This window comes from Pedobacter ghigonis, assembly GCF_903166585.1.
In the GTDB taxonomy this organism is placed as follows: Bacteria; Bacteroidota; Bacteroidia; order Sphingobacteriales; family Sphingobacteriaceae; genus Pedobacter; species Pedobacter ghigonis.
On the sequence record NZ_CAESCM010000009.1, the window covers coordinates 240,159 to 260,404 of the forward strand.

Genomic DNA, 20,246 nt, shown 5'->3' on the forward strand with positions numbered 1-20,246 from the left:
ATATTTAACACTTAATCTTTATTTAAATAAAATGTACATGAAAACTTTAACACTCGCGCTTTTTTTACTGTATGGATCTTTTGCCTTTGGGCAATTAAAAACTGATAATAAAAAACTGGGGCTCATACAGGACATCTTTAATAAAACGACGAAGGATAACATCAACACTTTTATGAAGGACAAGGGCTTTGAAAAAGGAGATGTAGAAGAAGGTGAAGATGATATTAAAGAAATATATGCCTTCAGTTCGAAAATCGATCTGATCCAGATCTCTTACGGCAAAAACAATAAAATCAGTAATGTTATTTGTATTTTTTCAGGTGCCATTAATACTCCTTTTATCGAAATTGAACTAAAAAATAATGGATATAGTGCTAAAGTAACTAAGCAAACTATAAATGGCCAACCAATAAGTAAAAATATCTGGAGCAAATCTGGCGATAAATTCAATTTTGTAACTTATTCCGATGAAGCAGAAAAAATTGGTGTATTAGGTTACGGGCTCTATAAGTAATATTCCAGGGCGGGCTTATTTGTAGATCGTAAACCTCGTCTAAATTATCGATTAGTTTATAATATTTTGCGCTTGCATTTTGTAAAAGGCTGGCGAATAAGCGCTCTCCGGACCTTTTGGAATAGAAGCATTTAACACAATCGAATGTGGAATTCATAAAGATTGTGGAAAAAATTAAAATAGGTTTTTTTATATCAAAAAAAATCCCTAATATTGCAATCCGATTTTCAAGGTAAAGAAAGTTGGTTTAATAGCTTAAAATCATGGATTTAGTAAAATTTGTTGAAGAGCAGGCCATCGCGAAAAAAGATTTTCCTGCGTTCAAGTCTGGCGATACAGTGAGCGTACACTATAAAATTCGCGAAGGTAATAAAGAACGTGTTCAAATTTACCAAGGTGTTGTAATACAACGTAACAGTGCAGGTGCTAACGAAACCTTCACCGTGCGTAAAATGAGCAACGGCGTTGGCGTTGAGCGTATTTTCCCTTTTAATTCTCCGAACATCGAGAAAGTAGAAGTGAATAGCTATGGTAAAGTGCGTAGAGCTAAATTGTTCTATTTGCGTGCTTTAACTGGTAAAGCTGCTCGTATCAAATCTTTGAGAAAATAATATTCTTTATTATAAGATACAGCCTTCACGATTAATTTCGTGGAGGTTTTTTTGTTTATACCTTTGTTAAATGTTAGATTCAGCTTTTTTCGACCAGGTTTTTTGGGGCAATACCGTTAAGGCCTACTTCCTTTTTGGTGGCATACTTTTTTTAGGTTTAATATTTAAAAGAATCGTTTCGAGACTGTTAAGCCGCTTGCTGTTTAAGCTTTTCCGCAGCTTTTCAAGCCAATCGCACAACGATGCTTTTGTGGCGCTGCTCATCAGGCCTATTGAGGTTTTTATCCTTTTAACTACGCTTTACCTTTCTATCAATCAGTTAAAACACCCTTTAGAGGTAACAGTATTCCATTACAGTAAACTTATTGGGAAGGTTAAAGAACAGATTCCGGTAACCATCGGCGATTGTATCGACCGGATATTCCTTTTTATGATTATCCTTGCCATTTTCTGGATCATTTTAAGGATAATCGATTTTATTAGTCACGTATTGCTTTACAAAGCATCGTTAACCGAAGATAAAGCCGACGACCAGCTGGTGCCTTTCCTGAAAGAACTTTTTAAAACCATTGTTATTTTTATCGGCTTTTTTACCCTGCTAGGTTTTGTTTTCGAAGTAAATGTGCTTACCCTGATTACCGGTTTAGGTATTGGAGGTATTGCCATTGCCCTGGCTGCAAAAGAAAGTTTAGAGAACCTCATTGGGTCGTTTACCATCTTTTTGGATAAACCTTTTACGGTTGGCGACCTTGTAAAGGTTGACGGTGTAGAAGGGACCGTAGAAAAGGTTGGTTTTAGAAGTACGAGGATCAGAACTTCAGAAAAAACGATGGCAACCATTCCCAATCGTGGGATGATTGATGGTGTGCTGGAAAATTTATCGTTGCGGAATTCGCGTAAGGTATCTTTTATTATCGGGCTTACTTACGAAACCAATTCAGCATCATTACGGAAAATCATTACCGAAATAGAAAGTTACATTAACAACCATAAGGGCACCAGTGACGATGGAAATGCCTCTTTTAAAAGCTTTGGCGACTCGGGCTTAAACGTGGAGGTAAATTACTTTGTAACGGAGCTTAATTACACCCAATTCCTTCAAATCAGGCAGGAAATCAACCTCGAGATAATGGATATTGTAATCCGCAATAAATCTGATTTCGCCTACCCTACCCAGCGTTTAATTAGTGATAGAATAGTTTCACAGGGCGATAATGCAGAGGTTGGTAACGACGCGACAGATTAAGGTGGATTAAAAACTCTCAGGTCGCGATTACAAATCACGACCAATACAAAACCTTAACTATGGTTCGTGTATGAGCGAGTTATAAAATTTACGAAACTTTTTTAGTCAGCGGCCCACACACTCATGGAATGCTGTGCGCTAAATACAAAAACAAAAAGCCGGTTCAGGATTTTCTGAACCGGCTTTTTAATGCTTTATAAGTTTATGGCTTAGCTTAAGGTAGCTAGCGTTGTTATTCCTCCTTTAACCACCTGGTTAAGTTCTACATTAACTTTAGTGCCTACCGGAAGAAATATATCAACACGCGAGCCAAATTTGATAAAACCAAACTGTTCTGTTTGTACCACCTGATCGCCTTCTTTTACGTACCATACAATTCGGCGAGCCAATGCGCCAGCAATTTGACGGAACAATACCGGAGTACCGTTTTTATGCTCTACAACCGTAGTTGTACGCTCGTTCTCTGTAGAAGATTTTGGGTTCCAGGCGGCAAGGTATTTGCCCGGGTGGTATTTAAAGAACTTTACCACACCCGAAATAGGGTTACGGTTAATGTGCACATTAATTGGCGACATAAAAATCGAAACCTGTAAACGTTTATCTTTAAAATATTCGCCTTCTTCTGTTTCTTCAATTACCACAACTTTACCATCTGCAGGGCAGATAACCAGGTTTTCGCCCGAAGAGAAGCTGCGGCTTGGGTTGCGGAAAAACTGCAGTACAATGATAAATAAGGCCGCCGAAAAAATATAAATAAACCAGCGCAACCAGGTTATATCATGGTATTTATAATCAACAATTGCATTGATTACGAAAATAAACAATATGCTTAAGGCAATGGTAGTGTAGCCTTCTTTATGTATGGTCATTGTAGTGATAATTATTGCGCAAAGGTGCGAAAAATAAATTAATACAATCTAAAAATTATACCTCGGTTGCCCGGTAAATATCGTTCAGGTTTCTGCCAAGACCATTATAGTCTAGCCCATAGCCCACCACAAACTCATTGGGGATCTCAAAGCCCACATATTCAAGCGCTTCTATTTCGTGTTGCAAGGCACTTGGTTTAAGTAAAAGCGTACTTACTTTTACCGATGCAGGGTTCTTTTCCTTAATGGTTTTTAAAATATGGGTTAAGGTTAGGCCGGTATCAACAATATCTTCAACAATAATCACATCGCGGCCAGCTATATCTTCCGGTAAGCCAATCAATTCTTTTACTTTCCCCGAGCTTGATGTGCCTTCATAAGAGGCTACACGCATAAAAGCAACTTCGCAGGGCACATTAATTTCTTTAATCAGATCGGCCATAAATAAAAAACTACCGTTCAATACCCCAATAAATAAGGGGCATTTTCCTTCGTAATCTACATTCATCTGGATGCCCAGCAAGCGGATCCTTTTGTTTATGGTGTCGTTCTCTAAAAAAATCTCGAATTCTTTATCCTCTACTTTTATTTTGTGCATGCTGCTATTTAATGGTTTAAATGTTAGAAGTTGAAAGGTTACTGCTGAGTCTTTTCCAGTTCCTTTTGCCTTCTTCGTTCTTCCCGACGTTCCTGTCTTAGTTGTTTTTTTGATTTGGCTGTATCAGGTCCGGCAGCTGGCTTAACGGTGCTTGTATCTTTTTTAGATCCGCCACCAAAAATACGGTCGAACAAGCTTTTGTTTTTATCCTGCATAATTACCGGCGGCAATCCATCTTCGTCATCATCAAAAGCTGTAGTGTCGATTACGGCGGTATCTGGTGCCAGATATTGACGCAAGCCCTCTCTTAGGCGCACATTGTAGAAACCATAACCAGATGTATCGCTCGCAGTCAGGCCTCTTCTGGCCATAATGTTACCCATAAACCTGAAGTAGTTGAACATATAAGGTTTCAGGCTTCCATCGGCCATAAATTTATACATCGAGGCCTTTGGTTTAGGTACAATACTGGCTAAAAATAAGCCGTCGCCAATGGTTAAATCGGCCGGCTGTTTGCCGAAATAATACCTCGAAGCCTCGCCTATCCCGTAAATATTCTGGCCAAGCTCCATAATGTTGAAGTAAACCTCGAGCATGCGTTGCTTGCTTACCAAATGGTTGTGCTCAATCAGCCAAACAATTAAAATTTCTTCGGCTTTACGGGCCAATGTTTTTTGACGGCTTAAATACACATTTTTAACCAGCTGCATGCTGATGGTACTGCCTCCGCGTTTAAATTTCTTTTCCTTAAAATTTACGGCGATCGATTTACGGATAGATTCTTCAACAAAGCCGTTGTGTGTAAAAAACGAAGGATCTTCGGCGGTTAATACCGCATTGATGAAGTTTTTCGATATGGCCGAAAGCGGGGTAAAATTGGGGTTTGCCGGACCAATGGTAATGTCGCGCATCGGTTTTCCGTATTCGTAAGGCGTATAAACGAACGGACTGTTAATTTTTTGCAGGTTGGTTTTGCCCCATTGCACAATCTTAAAATCAACCGGCGTAAGTGTAGAACTGAAACGAACGCTATCCGGAATTTTGGTGTCGAGATAAAAATTGAGGTTGTATTTCACCTTTCCCTGAACCCTTAAACCTTCTAATGATTCGAACAAACCTTGTGGAAAAGCATCCAAAACAGCTTGTGCATCCTGCTCTTCAGCATTTAATTTAAGTTCGTAAATTTTGTTTTTACCAAGTGTATATTTAACGTAAGGGTGAATCTGCGCATTTTTTAAATAAGCGGTTGAAGTACTATCCAAGGCAATATAATTCGGCCCCACTAAAATGTCGGCATCCAGTTTAGCACTTTGTACCACAATATCGTTAGAGGCAATCCGTGGCTGATTAACAAGCATGTTTTTAACTGACCATGAGCCCGAAATTTTATAATCATCGCCACTGTATTTGGCATTTTTAAGCTCGGTTTGTAAGGTGTCGAAGCTTAATTTGGCATGTAATTTATTGTTCAGGTAGGGCAGTTCCAGTTTTTTTCCATCGGCATAGGCCATGAAGCTTAATTCCTTACTTCCCGGATTTACATAACCGTTAACATGCCATATCGATTCGCCATTGTTTACATTGATGCTCGATTTCAGTTCTCCCCCATCAATAACGGCTTCAGTATCAAAAATTAATTTTGCGGTATCATGGTCGTTTAATTTAAAAACCATGTTTTTCATATCCATATCATCAGGTATTTTGTATAAAACCTGGTTTAAAATGTTGCTGGCTATTTCTGATAAGTTGACCTTGTTTTTAGTGGCAGTGCTGTCTTTTTTCTTTCTTTTTAAAATGAAATCGATGTTGGTGGTCGAATCTTTGAGTACAACGCTTACAAAGCCCTGGTTTAATTTTACTTCCGAAAGCTTAACGTGACCGAATATAAGCGGGAAAAGTTTTACAGATACGCTGAGTTCGCCAATGTTAGAGAGGGTATCTCTTTCTTTTGGAACAACAGAAATGGCCGTCATTTTTACGGTACTCAGGCCCGTAAAGCCAGCAGAACCGATTTTAACCTCCAAACCATAATCCTTATCGGCTTTGGCAATGGCTTTAGCCACCATTTTTTTAAGCAGCGCTTCTCTTTTGCTATAGGCTACTGCGCCCAACGCAATGCAAACAACCATAAACACACCTAAAACCCAGGCTCCGATTTTTAAATATTTTTTAGGGATCTTAATTTTTGGTATGCGCATATAGTCGTTAAAATGGTTAATTGCTTAAACGTAACAATTAAATGTTTATTTCGTGTTAAAATTACAGTTTAAAAGGCTAAATAAAAGTATTTATGGCTATGTTTTGTTAATTTTGAATTTAAATTTATACAATGCAGATTAGCCCGCAACAAGTTTTAGATGCGCTTAAAAATGTAGAAGATCCCGATCTTAAAAAAGATCTGGTAACCTTAAACATGATTAAGGATTTACAGATTACCGATAACCAGGTTAGTTTTACCTTAGAGCTTACCACACCGGCATGCCCGATGAAGGATATGCTAAAAAATGCCTGTACCAATGCTGTTAAGCATTTTGTATCGCCAACGGCAGAAGTTACCATTAATATAACTTCGAGGGTTACCCAGCCAACCAATTCATCCTCGTTAGATAACATCAAGAATATCATTTTGGTTTCATCGGGCAAAGGCGGCGTCGGGAAATCGACTGTATCAAGCAATCTGGCCGTTGTTTTGGCTAAGGATGGTGCTAAAGTGGGTTTAATCGATGCCGATATTTACGGCCCATCGATACCAACTATGTTCGATCTGGTTGATGCCAAACCTGGTGCCGAAGAAACTGCCGACGGGAAGACTAAAATTTTACCTATCGAAAAGTATGGCATTAAATTGTTATCGCTTGGTTTTTTTGCCGATCCCGGTCAGCCGGTGCCATGGCGTGGGCCAATGGCTTCGAATGCGGTAAAACAATTGTTTAACGATACCAATTGGGGCGAGCTCGATTATTTAATTGTCGATCTTCCTCCGGGCACAGGCGATATTCACATCACCATTACGCAAAGTTTTCCGATTTCGGGTGCAGTAGTGGTAACAACACCGCAACAGGTAGCGCTGGCCGATACACACAAAGGTTTGGCCATGTTCAGAATGCCGGGGATTAATATTCCGATTTTGGGAGTTATAGAAAACATGTCGTATTTTACGCCTGAAGAACTGCCGGAAAACAAATATTATATCTTCGGAAAAGGCGGCGGAACGAAGCTGGCCGAGCGTTTCGACGTGCCGTTTTTGGGCGAAATCCCAATTGTACAGGGAATATCGGAGGCTGGCGATAACGGTAAACCGGTAGCTTTAAACCAAAATCCTTTGCTGGATGGAATATTTGGCGATATTGCAAGTAAAATTGCGCAGCAAATCTCCATCAACAATGCACAAATGGTGAATTGCTAAAAAATTACTATTTTTATAAATTAAAAGATACACAATGAATTTAACGGAGCAAGTAGAACAGGCATTGGAAACTATCAGACCTTATTTAAAGGCCGACGGAGGTGATGTTTCTGTTGAAGAAATTACAGCTGAAGGAACAGTAAAGCTTAAGCTTTTAGGCAACTGTGGTTCGTGCCCAATGAGTTTCATGACCATGAAATCGGGTATTGAACAAGCTATTATGAAGGCTGTACCAGAAATTACTTCGGTAGTTGCGGTAAACATGGCCGAGCAAGAATAGCTTTAACACTATTTAACAAGGAAGTTTTATTAATAAAATTACTTTTGTCTTAATGAGATATTGTGTTGCCCTAATCTGCCTAATTTTTTCTGTTACCGCTTTTGCACAACAAAAGCCGGCACAGGATAAACTCATCCAGTTTTCGGGGATTATTACCGATATCGATAGTTCCAATGTAATCCCTTATGTTACGATAACCAACCTTTCGGCAAGAAGCAAAAGGGTTGCTGCCGATTATAGGGGCTACTTTACTTTTATTGTTAACCCGGGCGATACCATTTTATTTACCGCCATTGGTTATAAGAAATTTTCGACTGTAATACCTGAAGGTACACCCGATAGTAAATACACCATTATGGTTAAGTTGAAATCGAACGTGGTGGATTTGCCGTCGGTAAGGGTATTTCCGTGGGCAACCACCGAAGAATTTACCCGCGAGTTTCTGTCGATGAAACTCGCCGATGATGATATGGCTATTGCCAAAAAGAACCTTTCGCGCTCGTCAATTAATGGATTAATCCAAACCCTGCCCCGCGATGGACAGGAAATTGGCAGCCAGAATTACCGCTATAATTTCGACAGGATGATTAACAAAAATATGGTTCAAACCAATCCATTGTTAAATCCTTTTGCCTGGGGTAAGCTGATGCAGCAAATTTTTGACGGGGATAAGAGCAGGACGAATTAGTTTGGGATCACTTGAGATTCGTCATCTCGACTAAAGCGCAGCGAAACGGAGAGATCTCTAATCCGATTTCACTTCGTTGAGCACTAAGCGGTTCTTGACTACCTTGTCCTCTGCTCGCATTGATCGATGCAATAGATTTCTCGACTTCGTTACTCTCCGCTCGAAATGACGATCACTTAGTGAGTATGGCAACAAAAAAGGGAAAACGTTTCCATTTTCCCTCTTACATCTTCCATCAAAACCTATCTTTTCTTGCTCTTGTTCGGAAACTTCATTTTGTAATCGGTCTTTATATTTCCTTTCGAAATGGCATCCAGTTTACTTTTAAGCATTGTTTTACGCAAAACACTCACCTTGTCGGTAAATAATTTTCCTTCTATATGATCGTATTCGTGTTGTATTACACGGGCGGCTAATCCATCAACATCTTCTGTATGCTCTACCCAGTTTTCGTCGAAAAAGCTAACCTTAATGTTCGGCTTGCGCAAAATGTTCTCCCTGATGTCGGGAATACTCAAACAGCCTTCGTTAAAGCTCCAGGGCTCGCCGGTTTCTTCTAAAATCTCAGGGTTTATAAATACCCTTTTGTAGCCTTTTGTGCCATCTTCATCATCACCGGTATCAACAATGAACAAACGGATAGGTAAACCAATTTGCGGCGCTGCCAGGCCTACACCATTTGCATAATACATGGTGTCGAACATGTCGCTGATCAATTGTTTTAATTCGGGGTAATCTTTATCTATTTCGGCACCTATCTTTTTCAAAACAGGGTCGCCGTATGCTACTATTGGTAATTTCATTGTATTCTATTTTAAGTCGGGGCCGTCATTGCTTCGTACCTCGCAACGACGAAAAAATTAAGCAGTGCAAATCGCATACTTCGCGATAGCATTTTACAAATTTAACAATTATTCTGCTATTGGCGAGAATGTAAAGATATTCAAGCGGTCGATATCAAGCACTTCATCTACCACCTGCTGCACCTGATTGGTAGTAACGGCATTAATTTTTTCAAAAACGGTGTCGAGTGAATCAATTTTGTTATGGTCGATGAGGCTTTTGGCCATTGATATAATTAAACCAATCCTGTTTTCTTCGCCCAGCGCTATTTGTCCAATAAATTTGTTTTTAGCCTTTTGCAGCTGCAGTTCATTTAGTGGATTGTCTTTTAATTTTTTAATCTCTTTAAAGATAAGTGAAAGCGCTTTGGCCTGCTTTTCTTTGTCGGTACCAAAGTAAATCGAAAAAATACCCGTATCGCTTAAAGGCGAAAAGTTAGATTCGATGGTGTAGGCAATACCATATTTTTCTCTGATCTGCAGGTTTAAAACGGAGCTCATGCCATTGCCGCCAAAGTAGCTGTTCAATAGCATTAAAGGCACTTTCTCCGATTGATGCGTGGTATAAGCCTGTGTACCTAAAATACAGTGTGCCTGCATAATCGGTTTGTAAATGGTCGTGTTGCTTTGCGCCAGAATGCCCGGCTTTGCCCTTTGCTGATCGGGTGTATTCTCTTCAACATCAGCAAAATGTTTACTGCCTTTGTTTACAATATTTTTTAGGGTATAGTTACCCAAAACTGCCACCACAATTTCGTTGGTGCGGTAATTGGCTTTTCTGAAATTGATTACATCCTCGCGTGTAAACTGCTGAACGGATTCGGTTGTGCCCAGAATATTGTTGCCCAGCGGATGACCTGCAAACAGCATATCCTCAAAATCATCATTAATGGCCTCTTCCGGCTGATCGAGATAAGAGGCAATTTCATCCAAAATCACACTTTTTTCTTTATCCATTTCATCTTCGGGGAAAGTAGAGTGAAAGATGATATCGTTAAAGAGTTCTAAAGTGCGGTCTAAATAAGGATTTAAAAAAGAAGCATGTACACAGGTATATTCTTTGGTGGTATAGGCGTTTAAATCGGCACCAATGCTTTCCAGGCGGTTTAAAATCTGGTTGGTACTGCGTTTTTCGGTGCGCTTAAAAATTAAGTGCTCGATAAAATGTGCCAAACCTGCCTTCTGATCGGGTTCATCGCGCGAACCAGTATTGATAATGATGCAGGCATGCGATATGGCTGAAGCCGATGGCACATGCAATAAGCGGATGCCATTGGGTAAAGTATGAACATTGTATTCCATTGAGGTGCAAAGATAGGGCTAATTGCTTACAAAGCCTCTGTATCTGGGTATTGCAATTGTAAAGCGGAAATCAATTTATCCTTCGTTGGCCTTTTAAGGGCTAAAAAAACAAAATTGGCGGCACCAAAAATTAAAAAGAACGAGTTATGGGTAATGAAAAAGCCAACAATGTTGAACAATGCACCGGCTTCTAAAAGTGCCGAACTAATAATGAAAGCACTTTGGTACATGTTAATTTTGGTATCGACTGCTGCAGTTTTATCTATTTTGGCTATTAAATTTCTGAAAAAGAAGATGCTGGCCGAAATGGTGATCAGGCCCATTATTGGAAATATCGGGTTAAACGGCGAGGTAGTTTTAGGATTGGCATCAAAAAACATGATTTCGCGATTAAGAAAAATAGTTACCAGGGCGAACAGGAAAACGCCCGAGCATAATGCCAGGTGAATGGTTTGGAGTGTTTTTAGTTTGGTGTTCATTGCAGGTTTGTAATTTATGGTCTGGAAAGGTACGTCATCTCGACCGCACTGGAGAGATCTTTTTAGATTTACCCTTAAAGATTTCTCAACTTCGTTTCACCCCGTTCGAAATGACGCTCCTGGTAAAATTTATTTTTCGATACCCTCCAGCGCAAATAAAAATGCCCATCTTAATGAAACATCTTTCAGGTAATCGAAACGGCCAGATGCACCGCCATGGCCAAATTCCATATTGGTTTTAAGCAATAATACATTTTTATCGGTTTTGGTTGCCCTTAACTTGGCTACCCATTTGGCGGGCTCAAAATATTGCACCTGACTATCGTGCAACCCGGTAGTAACGAGGATGTTCGGATAAGCTTTTTTCTCTACATTTTCGTAGGGTGAGTAGCTTTTCATATAATCATAAGCCGCTTTTTGTTTTGGATTGCCCCACTCGTCGAATTCGTTGGTAGTTAGTGGAATACTTTCATCGAGCATGGTATTAATCACATCAACAAAAGGGACATCGGCAATTACACCGTTCCACAAATCGGGTGCAAGATTAACAACAGCCCCCATTAACAAACCTCCGGCACTACCGCCATGCGCATACAAATGGCCTTTTGAGGTATATTTTTGCTCAATGAGGTACTCTCCGGCGGCAATAAAATCGGTAAAGGTATTTTTCTTTTTCATCAGCTTCCCGTCTTCATACCATTGGCGACCCATTTCTTGTCCGCCGCGGATATTGGCAATTGCAAATACAAAGCCCCGGTTAAGTAAGCTTAAGCGTGGTGATGAAAAGTAAACATCGGAATTTGAACCATAAGAGCCATAGCCATAAAGCAACAGTGGTGAGTTGCCGTTTTTCTCAAAGCCTTTTTTATAAACCAAAGCAACCGGAACTTTTGTGCCATCTTTAGCGGTAGCAAAAACACGTTCGGTTACATAATCTTTGGGGTTGTAACCTCCTACAACCTCCTGCTGTTTCATCAGTTTCTGATCTTTTTTGATCAGGTTGTAATCGTAAACTGAATTGGGCGTGGTTAACGAAGTATAGTTATAACGTAAAGTAGTGCTATTGTATTCAGGATTTGAACCTACCCCGGCGTCGTAAACAGGTTCGTCAAATTTAATGTAATAATCGCTACCATCTTTTTTCAATACACGCAGTTCGGTTAAGCCGTTTTTGCGTTCAGTTAGAACAGTGTAGTCTTTAAATTCATCTGCTCCTTCTAACAATACATCGGCACGGTGCGGAATTACTTCTTTCCAGTTTTCTTTTGCAGTTTTATCTAACGGGCATTCCATTAAACGGAAGTTTTTGGCGTTCCAGTTGGTCAGAATCAAAAACTTATCGTCAACAGGCATTACATCATATAAAACATCTTTTGAGCGGGCTGCAAAAACCTTAAATGGCGTTTCAGGATGGTCGGCATCAATCATCTTGTACTCGGCTGTTAAGGTTCCCTGCGAAACAATGAAGATAAACCTGCCATTTTTCGATTTGCCTACACCGATATAATTGGTGTTGTCTTGCTCATTGTAAACCACTGCATCGGCTTTAGCATCGGTGCCGAGCACATGTTTTTTAATTTTTTCGCTCAGTAAAGTAACCGGGTTTTTTGACGTGTAAAAGAATGTTTTGTTATCGTTTGCCCAGGCAACTCCGCCTTCGGTATTGGGAATTGCATCTTTTAAAATCTCGCCGGTTTCTAAGTTTTTAATATTAATGGTGTACTGGCGGCGCGAAACCTGATCTACACCAAAGGCCAGTAATTTATTATCGGGACTTATACTAAAGCCAGTTGCACTGTAGTAGGCGTGCCCTTTGGCCAGCTGGTCTACATCCAGTAATATTTCTTCAGGAGCAGTTAAACTTCCTTTTTTGCGGCAATATTTATAGTACTGCTGTCCATCCTCGGTACGCGAATAATAAAAATAGCCGTTTTTGAAAACAGGTACAGACTCGTCTTTTTCTTTTATCCTACCCTTCATTTCTTTAAACAAATCAGCTTGAAAAGCATCTGTACTTTTCATCATCGTATCGAGGTAGGCATTTTCGGCTTTCAGGTAATTCACAACCTTTGTACTGTCGGGCCCTTTTTTAAAATAGTCGATCATCCAGTAGTAGTTATCTACCACGGTATCGCCATGTACAATTCTTTGGTGAGGTATAATTTCGGCTACAGGACCTTTGGCATCTGGCCATTTAATCGCTTTCATTTCTTTTTTCTGAGGGTGGTTACAAGCTGTAATTGCACTGAGCAATATTAGCCCCGGAAAGATACGTTTCATTCTGATTCGATTTTTGGTTTAACGCAATTTAATAATTTAGTTTAATAGTTCATTAGTGGAGAGGTGGTTAAACGGTTAATTGTCTAAACTGGTTAACTGCTTACAGCAAGCTGCTAACTGAAAACTGATTAATCACCGCGCCACGCCAAACGCTTTACTCCGATTCATTATCATTTTCATAAAAATCCATTAAGCCTATAGATATTGCCCTTTATTAGAAAAAAACGTGTTAAATTGCCACATCAAATTGTTTTTAGCGTAAAATGAAATCCGGGTATAAAAAAATTGTTGTCAAAGTAGGTTCGAATGTAATTACTCAGGAAAATGGACTGCCCGATGAAAACCGGATTCAGCATCTGGTAAACCAGCTGGCAGAAATTAAAAAACGAGGTATCGAAGTTATTCTGGTGTCTTCAGGAGCAGTTGCATCTGGCAGAAGTTTAATCAAAGTTGCTGAAAAACAGGATGCGGTAACTACTCGGCAATTGCTGGCAGCTATTGGTCAGGTAAAACTGATTAACACCTATTCCAATTTCTTTGCCGAACATTCGATAAAATGCGCGCAGGTGCTGGTAACTAAAGAAGATTTTCGCGACAGAGCCCACTATCTAAACATGAAAAACTGCCTGCAGATTTTACTGCAGAACGAAGTGATTCCGGTGGTGAATGAAAATGATGTGGTATCGGTTACCGAGTTGATGTTTACGGACAATGATGAGCTGGCGGGCTTAATTGCTTCGATGTTGAATGCCGATGCTTTGATTATTTTGTCGAATGTTAACGGAATCTACAACGGTGATCCCAAAATTGAGGGATCGGAAGTCATTCAGGAAATTAATGGTTCAGTAGCTAACCTGGCTTCCTTTATCCAAACCGGCAAATCGCAATTCGGCCGTGGCGGTATGATTACCAAATCGACAATGGCCCAAAAGGTAGCTAAACTGGGTATTACGGTTCATATTGCTAACGGCACTAAAGATCATGTGTTAACCAGTTTGCTCAATAACGAGCTGGTGCATACCCGCTTTGTACCTGAGAAAAGTAAATCGGGTAAGAAAAAGTGGATTGCTCATTCAGAAACGGCAGCAACAGGGGTCGTAAAACTGAACGATGGCGCAAAAACAGTATTAACCTCTGGTAAAGCTACCAGCTTATTGCCCGTTGGGATTATTGAAATACAAACCGACTTTTTAAAGGGTGATATCATTAAAATTATTGACGAACAAAATAATTTAATTGGCTTAGGCATTGCAGAATACGGATCGGATAAGGCCCGTGAGCGCATTGGGCAGAAAAAACAAAAAGCACTGGTACACTACGATTATTTTTACTCGGCTATTTAGGATAGGTCGTCATCCTGAACTTGTTTCAGGATCTCAAGCCAGAGATGCTGATCCCGAAGTATCGGGACAGCATGACGGATCTTAAAATAAATGAACAATGAAATACAAACAATACTTCGAAAAGGCACAACAAGCCAGCCGAACCATGGTTAGCCTGGCTAAAGAAACCATCAACACGGTTTTAACAGATGTGGCTGCTGCTTTGGTGGCCAATGCTGATGAAATTCTTACTGAAAACGCTAAGGATTTAGCCAAAATGCCCATCGAAGACCCCAAATACGACCGGTTGAAGCTAAGCAAAGAACGCATTGCGGATATTGCAAATGATCTTAAAAATGTTGTCGGCTTAAACAGTCCGTTGGGTAAAATCCTTTCTGATAAAACATTGGATAATCAACTGCATATCCAAAAGGTTAGTGTACCATTGGGGGTTGTTGGTGTAATTTATGAAGCCCGCCCGAACGTAACTGCTGATGTATTTTCACTATGCTTTAAAACCGGTAACGTAGCGGTGCTAAAAGGTGGTAGCGATGCCGAATTTTCAAACCTCGTCATTACCAAAATCATTCACGGTGTACTGGATGGCCACGCCATTAGCCGTGATGTACTCACCCTTTTGCCAGCAGAACGTGCTGCAACTGAAGCTTTATTGAATGCACGGAGCTTTGTTGATGTATTGATTCCGCGGGGGAGCCAATCGCTGATTAACTACGTGCGCGAAAACAGTAAAATCCCGGTAATTGAAACCGGTGCAGGGATTGTACACACCTATTTTGACGAATCGGGCGATTTGGAGAAAGGCAAAGCCATCATTTTTAATGCGAAAACGCGTAGGGTAAGTGTGTGTAATTCGCTGGATTGCGTGCTGATTAACGAAAACAGACTGAACGACCTGCCTGCGCTTTTATCTCCTTTGAAAGATGGAAATGTAGAACTGTATGCCGATGAAAAAAGTCATGCAGCTTTGCAAGCCACTTACCCAGCTTCATTGTTAAACCAGGCCACACCAGAACATTTCGGTACAGAGTTTTTATCATTAAAACTAGCGGTTAAAGTGGTAAACGATCTGACTGAAGCATTGAACCACATTGCTACTTACAGTTCAAAACATAGCGAGGCCATTATTTCGGAAGATGCGGCTAATATTGCGCGGTTTTTAAATGAGGTAGATGCTGCTGCGGTTTATGCCAATGCTTCAACAGGCTTTACCGATGGTGCACAATTTGGACTGGGTGCCGAAATTGGCATCAGTACACAAAAACTGCACGCCCGCGGCCCAATGGGCTTAGAAGAACTTACCAGCTATAAGTGGGTAGTAAGAGGCGATGGGCAAATAAGGGGGTAATAATTGATGGAAAATGGTTGATGGAAGATTTGGAATGGAATAACCAATTATCAACGACCAATAGCTTCCGTTTGATAATAATTAATGTTCTGTCATTCTGAATGCAATGAAGAATCTCAACAGGGTAAATACAGACCTGATTGATCAATTTTTTTAGTAGGGATTCTTCGCTATAGCTCAGAAATGATAACATAGTTATTACAGCTCGAACACCTCTCCTCTTTCAGGTACTTCAACGCTAAAACCATCTTGCTGCAGCGCTAACGATAAACTTTGCAGGCTTTTATCTTCACCATGTACCAGAAATACCTTTTTAGGGTGACCGGTTTGTTTAATGGTTTTGATCAGGTCGTTATGGTCGCCGTGGCCGCTGAGCAGATCTGTTTGGCGGATGGTGGCATAAACCATCATTTCGCGGTCTTTAATGCGTACAATCGGTGCTCCGCTTAATAGTTTATATCCCAAAGTACCTTTAGCACAATAGCCAATAAAAAGAATAGTGCAGTAATAATTTTGGATGTTGTAATACAGGTGATCTTGTATCCTACCCCCTTCTAACATGCCAGCTGATGAAATGATAATGCAGGGATCGAAATAATTAGAAACATCTTTACTCTCTTTCATGGTTTGAACATAAGCTAGATGCTCGAATTCGAATTCGTCGCCCATGGTTTGATAAAAGTCTTTGGCTTCCTGGTTAACCAGATTGTGGTGCTTGCGGTAAACATCAGTAGCTTGTATGGCCATAGGGCTATCTACAAAAATCTGGATGGGTGGCAGCAGTTTTTTGGTGAAAATCTGGTTCAGTGCAAAAACGAGCGACTGAGTTCGGCCGATGCTAAAAGCTGGGATAATTAATCTGCCCGGGCTTTTAATACAGGCTTCGGTAATTTCCTGTACCAATCTTTCTTCCAGTGTTTGGTCTTTCGTATGCAAACGGCCACCGTAAGTAGCTTCGCTTACTAAATAATCAACCTCTGGCAGGGGTTCGGGGTTTACCAGTACAGGATAGTTTTCGCGGCCAATATCGCCGGTAAAAGCTATTTTCTTTTCCTCCCCGTTTTCATTAATGGTTAATACTGCCGCAGCGGCACCCAACAAATGACCAACCGGAATAAAAGTAAGGCTGATATCGCCGTTTATTTTAAATGGTTTATTAAAGGCAATGGTTACAAACCGATCAATGGTATCCATTACATGTTTGTGTAGATACAAAGGTTTCGGACCACTGAAATTGCCTCTTTTGGTGCGTGGTTTACGGCTTTGCTTGCGTAAAAAAAGTTCGACCGAATCGAACAACAAAATTGCCGTTAAATCGGCTGTTGGTGAAGTACAAAGCACCTGCCCATCAAAACCCAAACGAACCAACGTGGGTAAATTACCGGAATGATCGATGTGGGCATGGGTTAAAATAACCAGATTTATGCTGGCCGGATCAAAAGGGAATTGCTGGTTTTCTTCCTGGTAGGTTTCCTTCTCATAATCCAACCCGCAATCTATCAGTATTTTATAATGCCCAACTTCGAGCAGGTGCATGCTACCGGTTACCTGTTGTGCTGCACCCCAAAACGTTAACTTCATCTTCTAATCCGTACTATAAATAGTTAGTTTGGCGTAAAGTAGTACAATTACCCCAATTTTTAAACTATAAGAAGTAATTTTTTGATTAATTGTAATTTGAATAAGTGTTTATCTACTATTGCCACGGGCATTCTGCATACCAAACAATTGTTTTTATCTTTACACAAAAAAGAAAACAATGCAAGAACCTTTCGACATCGAAATCGGCCCTATCAATTATTCAGTTTTTCCGGAAGGGAACGATTCATATACCATTTTTAAAGATGGAAAAGAATACATTCAGATTCAAAAAGATACATCATCTATTTGGTTAAAAATGGATTACAAAACAGAATTGCCCATTTTTGAAGAAGATGAAGAAGTGAATGCCATTGGCCAGGCGATTGAAAATTATGTGCCTGAAGAGGAAGACGAGCTATAAGCTATTATAATTAATACTGGCCGACATTGCCAGCCAGTATTAATATTTTAAAATCAGGCAATGAGTTTTAAGAGCTCTTCTGCAACTTTTTCTGATGAGGCCGGGTTTTGTCCGGTTATTAACAAGCCGTCAACCACAGCGTAAGGATTCCAGTCGGCAGTTTTGATATAATTTCCGCCATTTTTTACCAGCATATCTTCTACCAGAAAAGGTACTACGTTTGTTAATTGCACAGCTTCTTCTTCCGTATTGGTAAAACCGGTTACATTTTTACCCTTTACCAAATAGTCGCCATTTACTTTTACATCTTTAAGTACACCTGGCGCATGACATACAAAGGCAACAGGTTTGTTAGCAGTATAAAAACTGGTAATGAGTTGCTGAGAAGTTGCACTCTCTGCTAAATCCCACAATGGTCCATGGCCGCCCGGATAAAATACGGCATCATAATCATCCATATTTACATTGGCCAAAGGGATGGTATTTTTTAATTTATCTAAAAGAACAGTGTCTTTGTCCATTCTTCGTGTGGTATCGGTCTGGAAAGATGGATCCTCACTTTTCGGATCTATTGGTGGCTGCCCACCTTTTGGCGAGGCCAATACAATATCAATACCTTTATCGGTTAAGGCATAATACGGGGCAGCTAATTCTTCTGACCAAAAGCCTGTTTTTAAACCTGTGTTTCCTAATTCGTCGTGGCTCGTAAGCACGAATAAAACTTTCTTATTCATATCTTTTATGCTAAGTGTATCACAAAATTAGTCCTATCCTTTTCGCTAACAAAGGACTTCAATCACAGATTTAATGTGCGTCAAATCACACTTTTGCAGAAAGCCGGCTAAGTGTTTCTCTCGAAATACCCAGATAGGCTGCAAGTATCGTTTTAGAAACCCTTTGCATGAGTTTTGGATATTGCTGTGCCAGCTGTTCGAAGCGTTCTTTGGGATTTGTTGTAAGCAGCGATAAAATTCTTTGTTGCAGGGCTACATAACCAAAATTGCCCTTTACCCTGAAAAAGTGCTCCATTTTATGGCTCTCGTTGCACAATTTATCCAAATTTTCTTTAGAGATGTAAAGCAACTCTGAATTTTCAAGGCAGCTGATATTGGTAATCGATTTAAAATTGCCGTAGAAGGCACGAAAATCTGAAAGCCACCAGTTCTCCATCGCAAACTGGATGATATACTCTTTACCGTTTACATCGGTAAAAGAGGCTTTTAAAAGACCCTTAACTACAAAATAGATATTGGTTACGAACTCATCTTCCTGGATGAGGTACTGATGTTTTTTAAGACTTTTAGGTTTGAAATGTGCGGCTATATGTTCGAACTCTTGGTCGCTGAGCGGAACGATTTCTTCAATGTGTGTTTTTAATTCAAAACTCATGCTATAAATTTAGCTAAATAAGCTTCAAACTCATTTTATTTTTTGATTTGCGCACCGAAGCATTGGAAATAAATAAGGCCCGATGATTAACCGGGCCTTATAATTAAAAAATTATCTGGTGCAATCTGCCGTCCAGATTTGACTGTCTTTGGCTACCCTGATGGTTAGGTTGCTGGCATCGATGCTAATGCCTGTTAAGCCCGAACCGATACTCACGTAACTATTGTCGCCTTTCTTTTCGAATTTTACACCTGTAATATCCGGAATGTTGTTACCAAAGTAAAAGTTATAAGTTTCGCCAACTTTACTCACAGTTACTTTACCGTCGCTACTGGTAATGGTCGATTCGCCATTCCGGTAAGAAACTGAGCCTTTGTACGTGCCCACAAAAAAATCGCGGTCGGCCGGATCGGTATCTTTTTTACACGAAACCATCACTGTTAATGCTATTAGAAGCATACTGAAAATCTGAACTGTCTTTTTCATCTCTTTCACTTTTTAGTTTTTAAATAGGTAATAAATGTAACAGTGCTATGACAATGACTATGCCAAAGAAAATAATGGACCTATTAAATCAGAGTGATTTGAAATATTTGTTTGAATTTTAATGTATTGAAAATGAGTTGTTTGCTTTGTTTTTAAGCGCTTGGAGTGGAGCTGCTGAAAGAAAGGCCGTAAGCGTGGATTATTTTTGGAATAATCGTAATTAATGGACAGTGTTTTTAAAATCTTTTTAATTCTCCTATCTAATTCTGTTGAATTTATAAATGCTATATTAATTGGAGCGTGTTGCTTAAGGACTAGTCTTCTAAATATCGATAAAAATCGTTGACAAATGTTTTTTGTCCGTCATTAATGCGTATTTCAATGAAACTGGTTCTTCCCCAATTTTGGTGGTCAATCTGGTGCTAATACCAGTCTTTTCCTGAGTAAATCGAAGCTTGCCCTTCCATACATTTGACGTTTAATAGTTTTCAGTTTGTTAACATTGCCTTCGACTGGACCATTGCTCCAATGTAGATTGATAGCATTTTCTATGGAATGGAGGTCAG

The 20,246-nt window shown here is 39.9% G+C and carries 21 protein-coding genes; 9 read left to right on the plus strand and 12 right to left on the minus strand.

Translation table 11 applies throughout. The features are described 5' to 3' along the window. Positions 1–37: 37 nt before the first annotated feature. The 3 genes from HWV58_RS14680 (at position 38) to HWV58_RS14690 (ending at position 2,371) form a co-directional block, all read left to right on the plus strand. Complete coding sequence (locus tag HWV58_RS14680) at positions 38–514, plus strand: hypothetical protein (protein WP_175634818.1); 477 nt, start codon at positions 38–40, stop codon at positions 512–514. A gap of 263 nt (positions 515–777) precedes the next feature. Further along, entirely contained in the window at positions 778–1,125 is a 348-nt protein-coding gene (gene rplS / locus HWV58_RS14685; RefSeq protein ID WP_039474107.1) for a 50S ribosomal protein L19, read from the plus strand. 70 nt (positions 1,126–1,195) lie between these two features. Next, entirely contained in the window at positions 1,196–2,371 is a 1,176-nt protein-coding gene (locus HWV58_RS14690; protein ID WP_175634819.1) for a mechanosensitive ion channel family protein, read from the plus strand. Between the two features lie 209 nt (positions 2,372–2,580). Here the strand turns inward: HWV58_RS14690 and HWV58_RS14695 are convergent, their stop codons facing one another. Genes HWV58_RS14695 through HWV58_RS14705 form a run of 3 tightly spaced genes read right to left on the minus strand, consistent with a single transcriptional unit; the run spans position 2,581 to position 6,036 of the window. Further along, a complete protein-coding gene (locus tag HWV58_RS14695) occupies positions 2,581–3,240 on the minus strand; it encodes a phosphatidylserine decarboxylase family protein (RefSeq protein WP_175634820.1) in 660 nt (219 codons plus the stop codon). Between the two features lie 55 nt (positions 3,241–3,295). After that, complete coding sequence (hpt, locus tag HWV58_RS14700; protein ID WP_175634821.1) at positions 3,296–3,838, minus strand: hypoxanthine phosphoribosyltransferase; 543 nt, start codon at positions 3,836–3,838, stop codon at positions 3,296–3,298. Positions 3,839–3,876: 38 nt separating this feature from the next. Beyond that, complete coding sequence (locus HWV58_RS14705) at positions 3,877–6,036, minus strand: transglycosylase domain-containing protein (RefSeq protein ID WP_175634822.1); 2,160 nt, start codon at positions 6,034–6,036, stop codon at positions 3,877–3,879. A 131-nt stretch (positions 6,037–6,167) separates the two neighbouring features. On the opposite strand from HWV58_RS14705, the gene HWV58_RS14710 reads away from it, so the two are divergent. From HWV58_RS14710 to HWV58_RS14720, 3 genes are read left to right on the plus strand one after another with little or no spacing between them, the layout of a single operon-like run. Beyond that, positions 6,168–7,244, plus strand: a complete 1,077-nt coding sequence (locus HWV58_RS14710; protein ID WP_175634823.1) for an Mrp/NBP35 family ATP-binding protein — start codon at positions 6,168–6,170, stop codon at positions 7,242–7,244. 34 nt (positions 7,245–7,278) lie between these two features. Then, positions 7,279–7,524, plus strand: coding sequence for a NifU family protein (locus HWV58_RS14715; protein ID WP_124558991.1), 246 nt, complete (start codon positions 7,279–7,281; stop codon positions 7,522–7,524). A gap of 52 nt (positions 7,525–7,576) precedes the next feature. After that, the gene (locus tag HWV58_RS14720) at positions 7,577–8,212 is read left to right on the plus strand and encodes a peptidase associated/transthyretin-like domain-containing protein (RefSeq protein ID WP_175634824.1); all 636 of its coding nucleotides are present in this window, start codon (positions 7,577–7,579) and stop codon (positions 8,210–8,212) included. Between the two features lie 242 nt (positions 8,213–8,454). On the opposite strand, the gene def is transcribed toward HWV58_RS14720, so the two are convergent. The 4 genes from def to HWV58_RS14740 all read right to left on the minus strand — a co-directional run bounded on the left by def (position 8,455) and on the right by HWV58_RS14740 (position 13,115). Then, positions 8,455–9,015, minus strand: a complete 561-nt coding sequence (gene def / locus HWV58_RS14725) for a peptide deformylase (protein ID WP_175634825.1) — start codon at positions 9,013–9,015, stop codon at positions 8,455–8,457. Positions 9,016–9,123: 108 nt separating this feature from the next. Next, positions 9,124–10,356 carry a M16 family metallopeptidase gene (locus HWV58_RS14730; protein WP_175634826.1) on the minus strand — a complete coding sequence of 411 codons (1,233 nt, stop codon included), beginning with the start codon at positions 10,354–10,356 and terminating at the stop codon, positions 9,124–9,126. 26 nt (positions 10,357–10,382) lie between these two features. After that, positions 10,383–10,835 (minus strand): hypothetical protein, encoded by a 453-nt coding sequence (locus HWV58_RS14735; RefSeq protein WP_175634827.1) that lies wholly within the window; start codon positions 10,833–10,835, stop codon positions 10,383–10,385. Positions 10,836–10,964: 129 nt separating this feature from the next. Next, complete coding sequence (locus HWV58_RS14740) at positions 10,965–13,115, minus strand: S9 family peptidase (protein ID WP_175634828.1); 2,151 nt, start codon at positions 13,113–13,115, stop codon at positions 10,965–10,967. 263 nt (positions 13,116–13,378) lie between these two features. Between HWV58_RS14740 and proB the strand changes: the two genes are divergently transcribed. Both proB and HWV58_RS14750 read left to right on the plus strand, forming a co-directional pair. After that, positions 13,379–14,458, plus strand: a complete 1,080-nt coding sequence (gene proB / locus HWV58_RS14745) for a glutamate 5-kinase (RefSeq protein WP_175634829.1) — start codon at positions 13,379–13,381, stop codon at positions 14,456–14,458. A gap of 97 nt (positions 14,459–14,555) precedes the next feature. Beyond that, positions 14,556–15,803 carry a glutamate-5-semialdehyde dehydrogenase gene (locus HWV58_RS14750; protein WP_175634830.1) on the plus strand — a complete coding sequence of 416 codons (1,248 nt, stop codon included), beginning with the start codon at positions 14,556–14,558 and terminating at the stop codon, positions 15,801–15,803. Positions 15,804–16,001: 198 nt separating this feature from the next. Here the strand turns inward: HWV58_RS14750 and HWV58_RS14755 are convergent, their stop codons facing one another. Further along, on the minus strand, positions 16,002–17,384 hold the full coding sequence (locus HWV58_RS14755) for an MBL fold metallo-hydrolase (protein ID WP_175634831.1): 1,383 nt from the start codon (positions 17,382–17,384) through the stop codon (positions 16,002–16,004). Positions 17,385–17,562: 178 nt separating this feature from the next. Here HWV58_RS14755 and HWV58_RS14760 point away from each other — a divergent pair, with 178 nt between their 5' ends. Beyond that, complete coding sequence (locus HWV58_RS14760) at positions 17,563–17,805, plus strand: hypothetical protein (protein ID WP_175634832.1); 243 nt, start codon at positions 17,563–17,565, stop codon at positions 17,803–17,805. Positions 17,806–17,858: 53 nt separating this feature from the next. Here HWV58_RS14760 and HWV58_RS14765 read toward each other — a convergent pair whose 3' ends face one another. From HWV58_RS14765 to HWV58_RS14780, 4 genes are all read right to left on the minus strand, one after another. Next, entirely contained in the window at positions 17,859–18,539 is a 681-nt protein-coding gene (locus tag HWV58_RS14765) for a type 1 glutamine amidotransferase domain-containing protein (RefSeq protein ID WP_175634833.1), read from the minus strand. Positions 18,540–18,624: 85 nt separating this feature from the next. Further along, complete coding sequence (locus tag HWV58_RS14770; RefSeq protein ID WP_175634834.1) at positions 18,625–19,194, minus strand: Crp/Fnr family transcriptional regulator; 570 nt, start codon at positions 19,192–19,194, stop codon at positions 18,625–18,627. Between the two features lie 111 nt (positions 19,195–19,305). Then, on the minus strand, positions 19,306–19,680 hold the full coding sequence (locus tag HWV58_RS14775) for a hypothetical protein (protein WP_090767249.1): 375 nt from the start codon (positions 19,678–19,680) through the stop codon (positions 19,306–19,308). A gap of 411 nt (positions 19,681–20,091) precedes the next feature. Then, positions 20,092–20,246: transposase (locus HWV58_RS14780; protein ID WP_175634835.1), on the minus strand; the 155-nt coding region annotated here is incomplete at its 5' end.

Bases quoted from the DNA above. Each gene is read 5' to 3' on its own strand.
- HWV58_RS14680 (WP_175634818.1), top strand. From the start codon at position 38: ATGAAAACTTTAACACTCGCGCTTTTTTTACTGTATGGATCTTTTGCC.
- rplS (WP_039474107.1), top strand. From the start codon at position 778: ATGGATTTAGTAAAATTTGTTGAAGAGCAGGCCATCGCGAAAAAAGAT.
- HWV58_RS14690 (WP_175634819.1), top strand. From the start codon at position 1,196: ATGTTAGATTCAGCTTTTTTCGACCAGGTTTTTTGGGGCAATACCGTT.
- HWV58_RS14695 (WP_175634820.1), bottom strand. From the start codon at position 3,240: ATGACCATACATAAAGAAGGCTACACTACCATTGCCTTAAGCATATTG.
- hpt (WP_175634821.1), bottom strand. From the start codon at position 3,838: ATGCACAAAATAAAAGTAGAGGATAAAGAATTCGAGATTTTTTTAGAG.
- HWV58_RS14705 (WP_175634822.1), bottom strand. From the start codon at position 6,036: ATGCGCATACCAAAAATTAAGATCCCTAAAAAATATTTAAAAATCGGA.
- HWV58_RS14710 (WP_175634823.1), top strand. From the start codon at position 6,168: ATGCAGATTAGCCCGCAACAAGTTTTAGATGCGCTTAAAAATGTAGAA.
- HWV58_RS14715 (WP_124558991.1), top strand. From the start codon at position 7,279: ATGAATTTAACGGAGCAAGTAGAACAGGCATTGGAAACTATCAGACCT.
- HWV58_RS14720 (WP_175634824.1), top strand. From the start codon at position 7,577: ATGAGATATTGTGTTGCCCTAATCTGCCTAATTTTTTCTGTTACCGCT.
- def (WP_175634825.1), bottom strand. From the start codon at position 9,015: ATGAAATTACCAATAGTAGCATACGGCGACCCTGTTTTGAAAAAGATA.
- HWV58_RS14730 (WP_175634826.1), bottom strand. From the start codon at position 10,356: ATGGAATACAATGTTCATACTTTACCCAATGGCATCCGCTTATTGCAT.
- HWV58_RS14735 (WP_175634827.1), bottom strand. From the start codon at position 10,835: ATGAACACCAAACTAAAAACACTCCAAACCATTCACCTGGCATTATGC.
- HWV58_RS14740 (WP_175634828.1), bottom strand. From the start codon at position 13,115: ATGAAACGTATCTTTCCGGGGCTAATATTGCTCAGTGCAATTACAGCT.
- proB (WP_175634829.1), top strand. From the start codon at position 13,379: ATGAAATCCGGGTATAAAAAAATTGTTGTCAAAGTAGGTTCGAATGTA.
- HWV58_RS14750 (WP_175634830.1), top strand. From the start codon at position 14,556: ATGAAATACAAACAATACTTCGAAAAGGCACAACAAGCCAGCCGAACC.
- HWV58_RS14755 (WP_175634831.1), bottom strand. From the start codon at position 17,384: ATGAAGTTAACGTTTTGGGGTGCAGCACAACAGGTAACCGGTAGCATG.
- HWV58_RS14760 (WP_175634832.1), top strand. From the start codon at position 17,563: ATGCAAGAACCTTTCGACATCGAAATCGGCCCTATCAATTATTCAGTT.
- HWV58_RS14765 (WP_175634833.1), bottom strand. From the start codon at position 18,539: ATGAATAAGAAAGTTTTATTCGTGCTTACGAGCCACGACGAATTAGGA.
- HWV58_RS14770 (WP_175634834.1), bottom strand. From the start codon at position 19,194: ATGAGTTTTGAATTAAAAACACACATTGAAGAAATCGTTCCGCTCAGC.
- HWV58_RS14775 (WP_090767249.1), bottom strand. From the start codon at position 19,680: ATGAAAAAGACAGTTCAGATTTTCAGTATGCTTCTAATAGCATTAACA.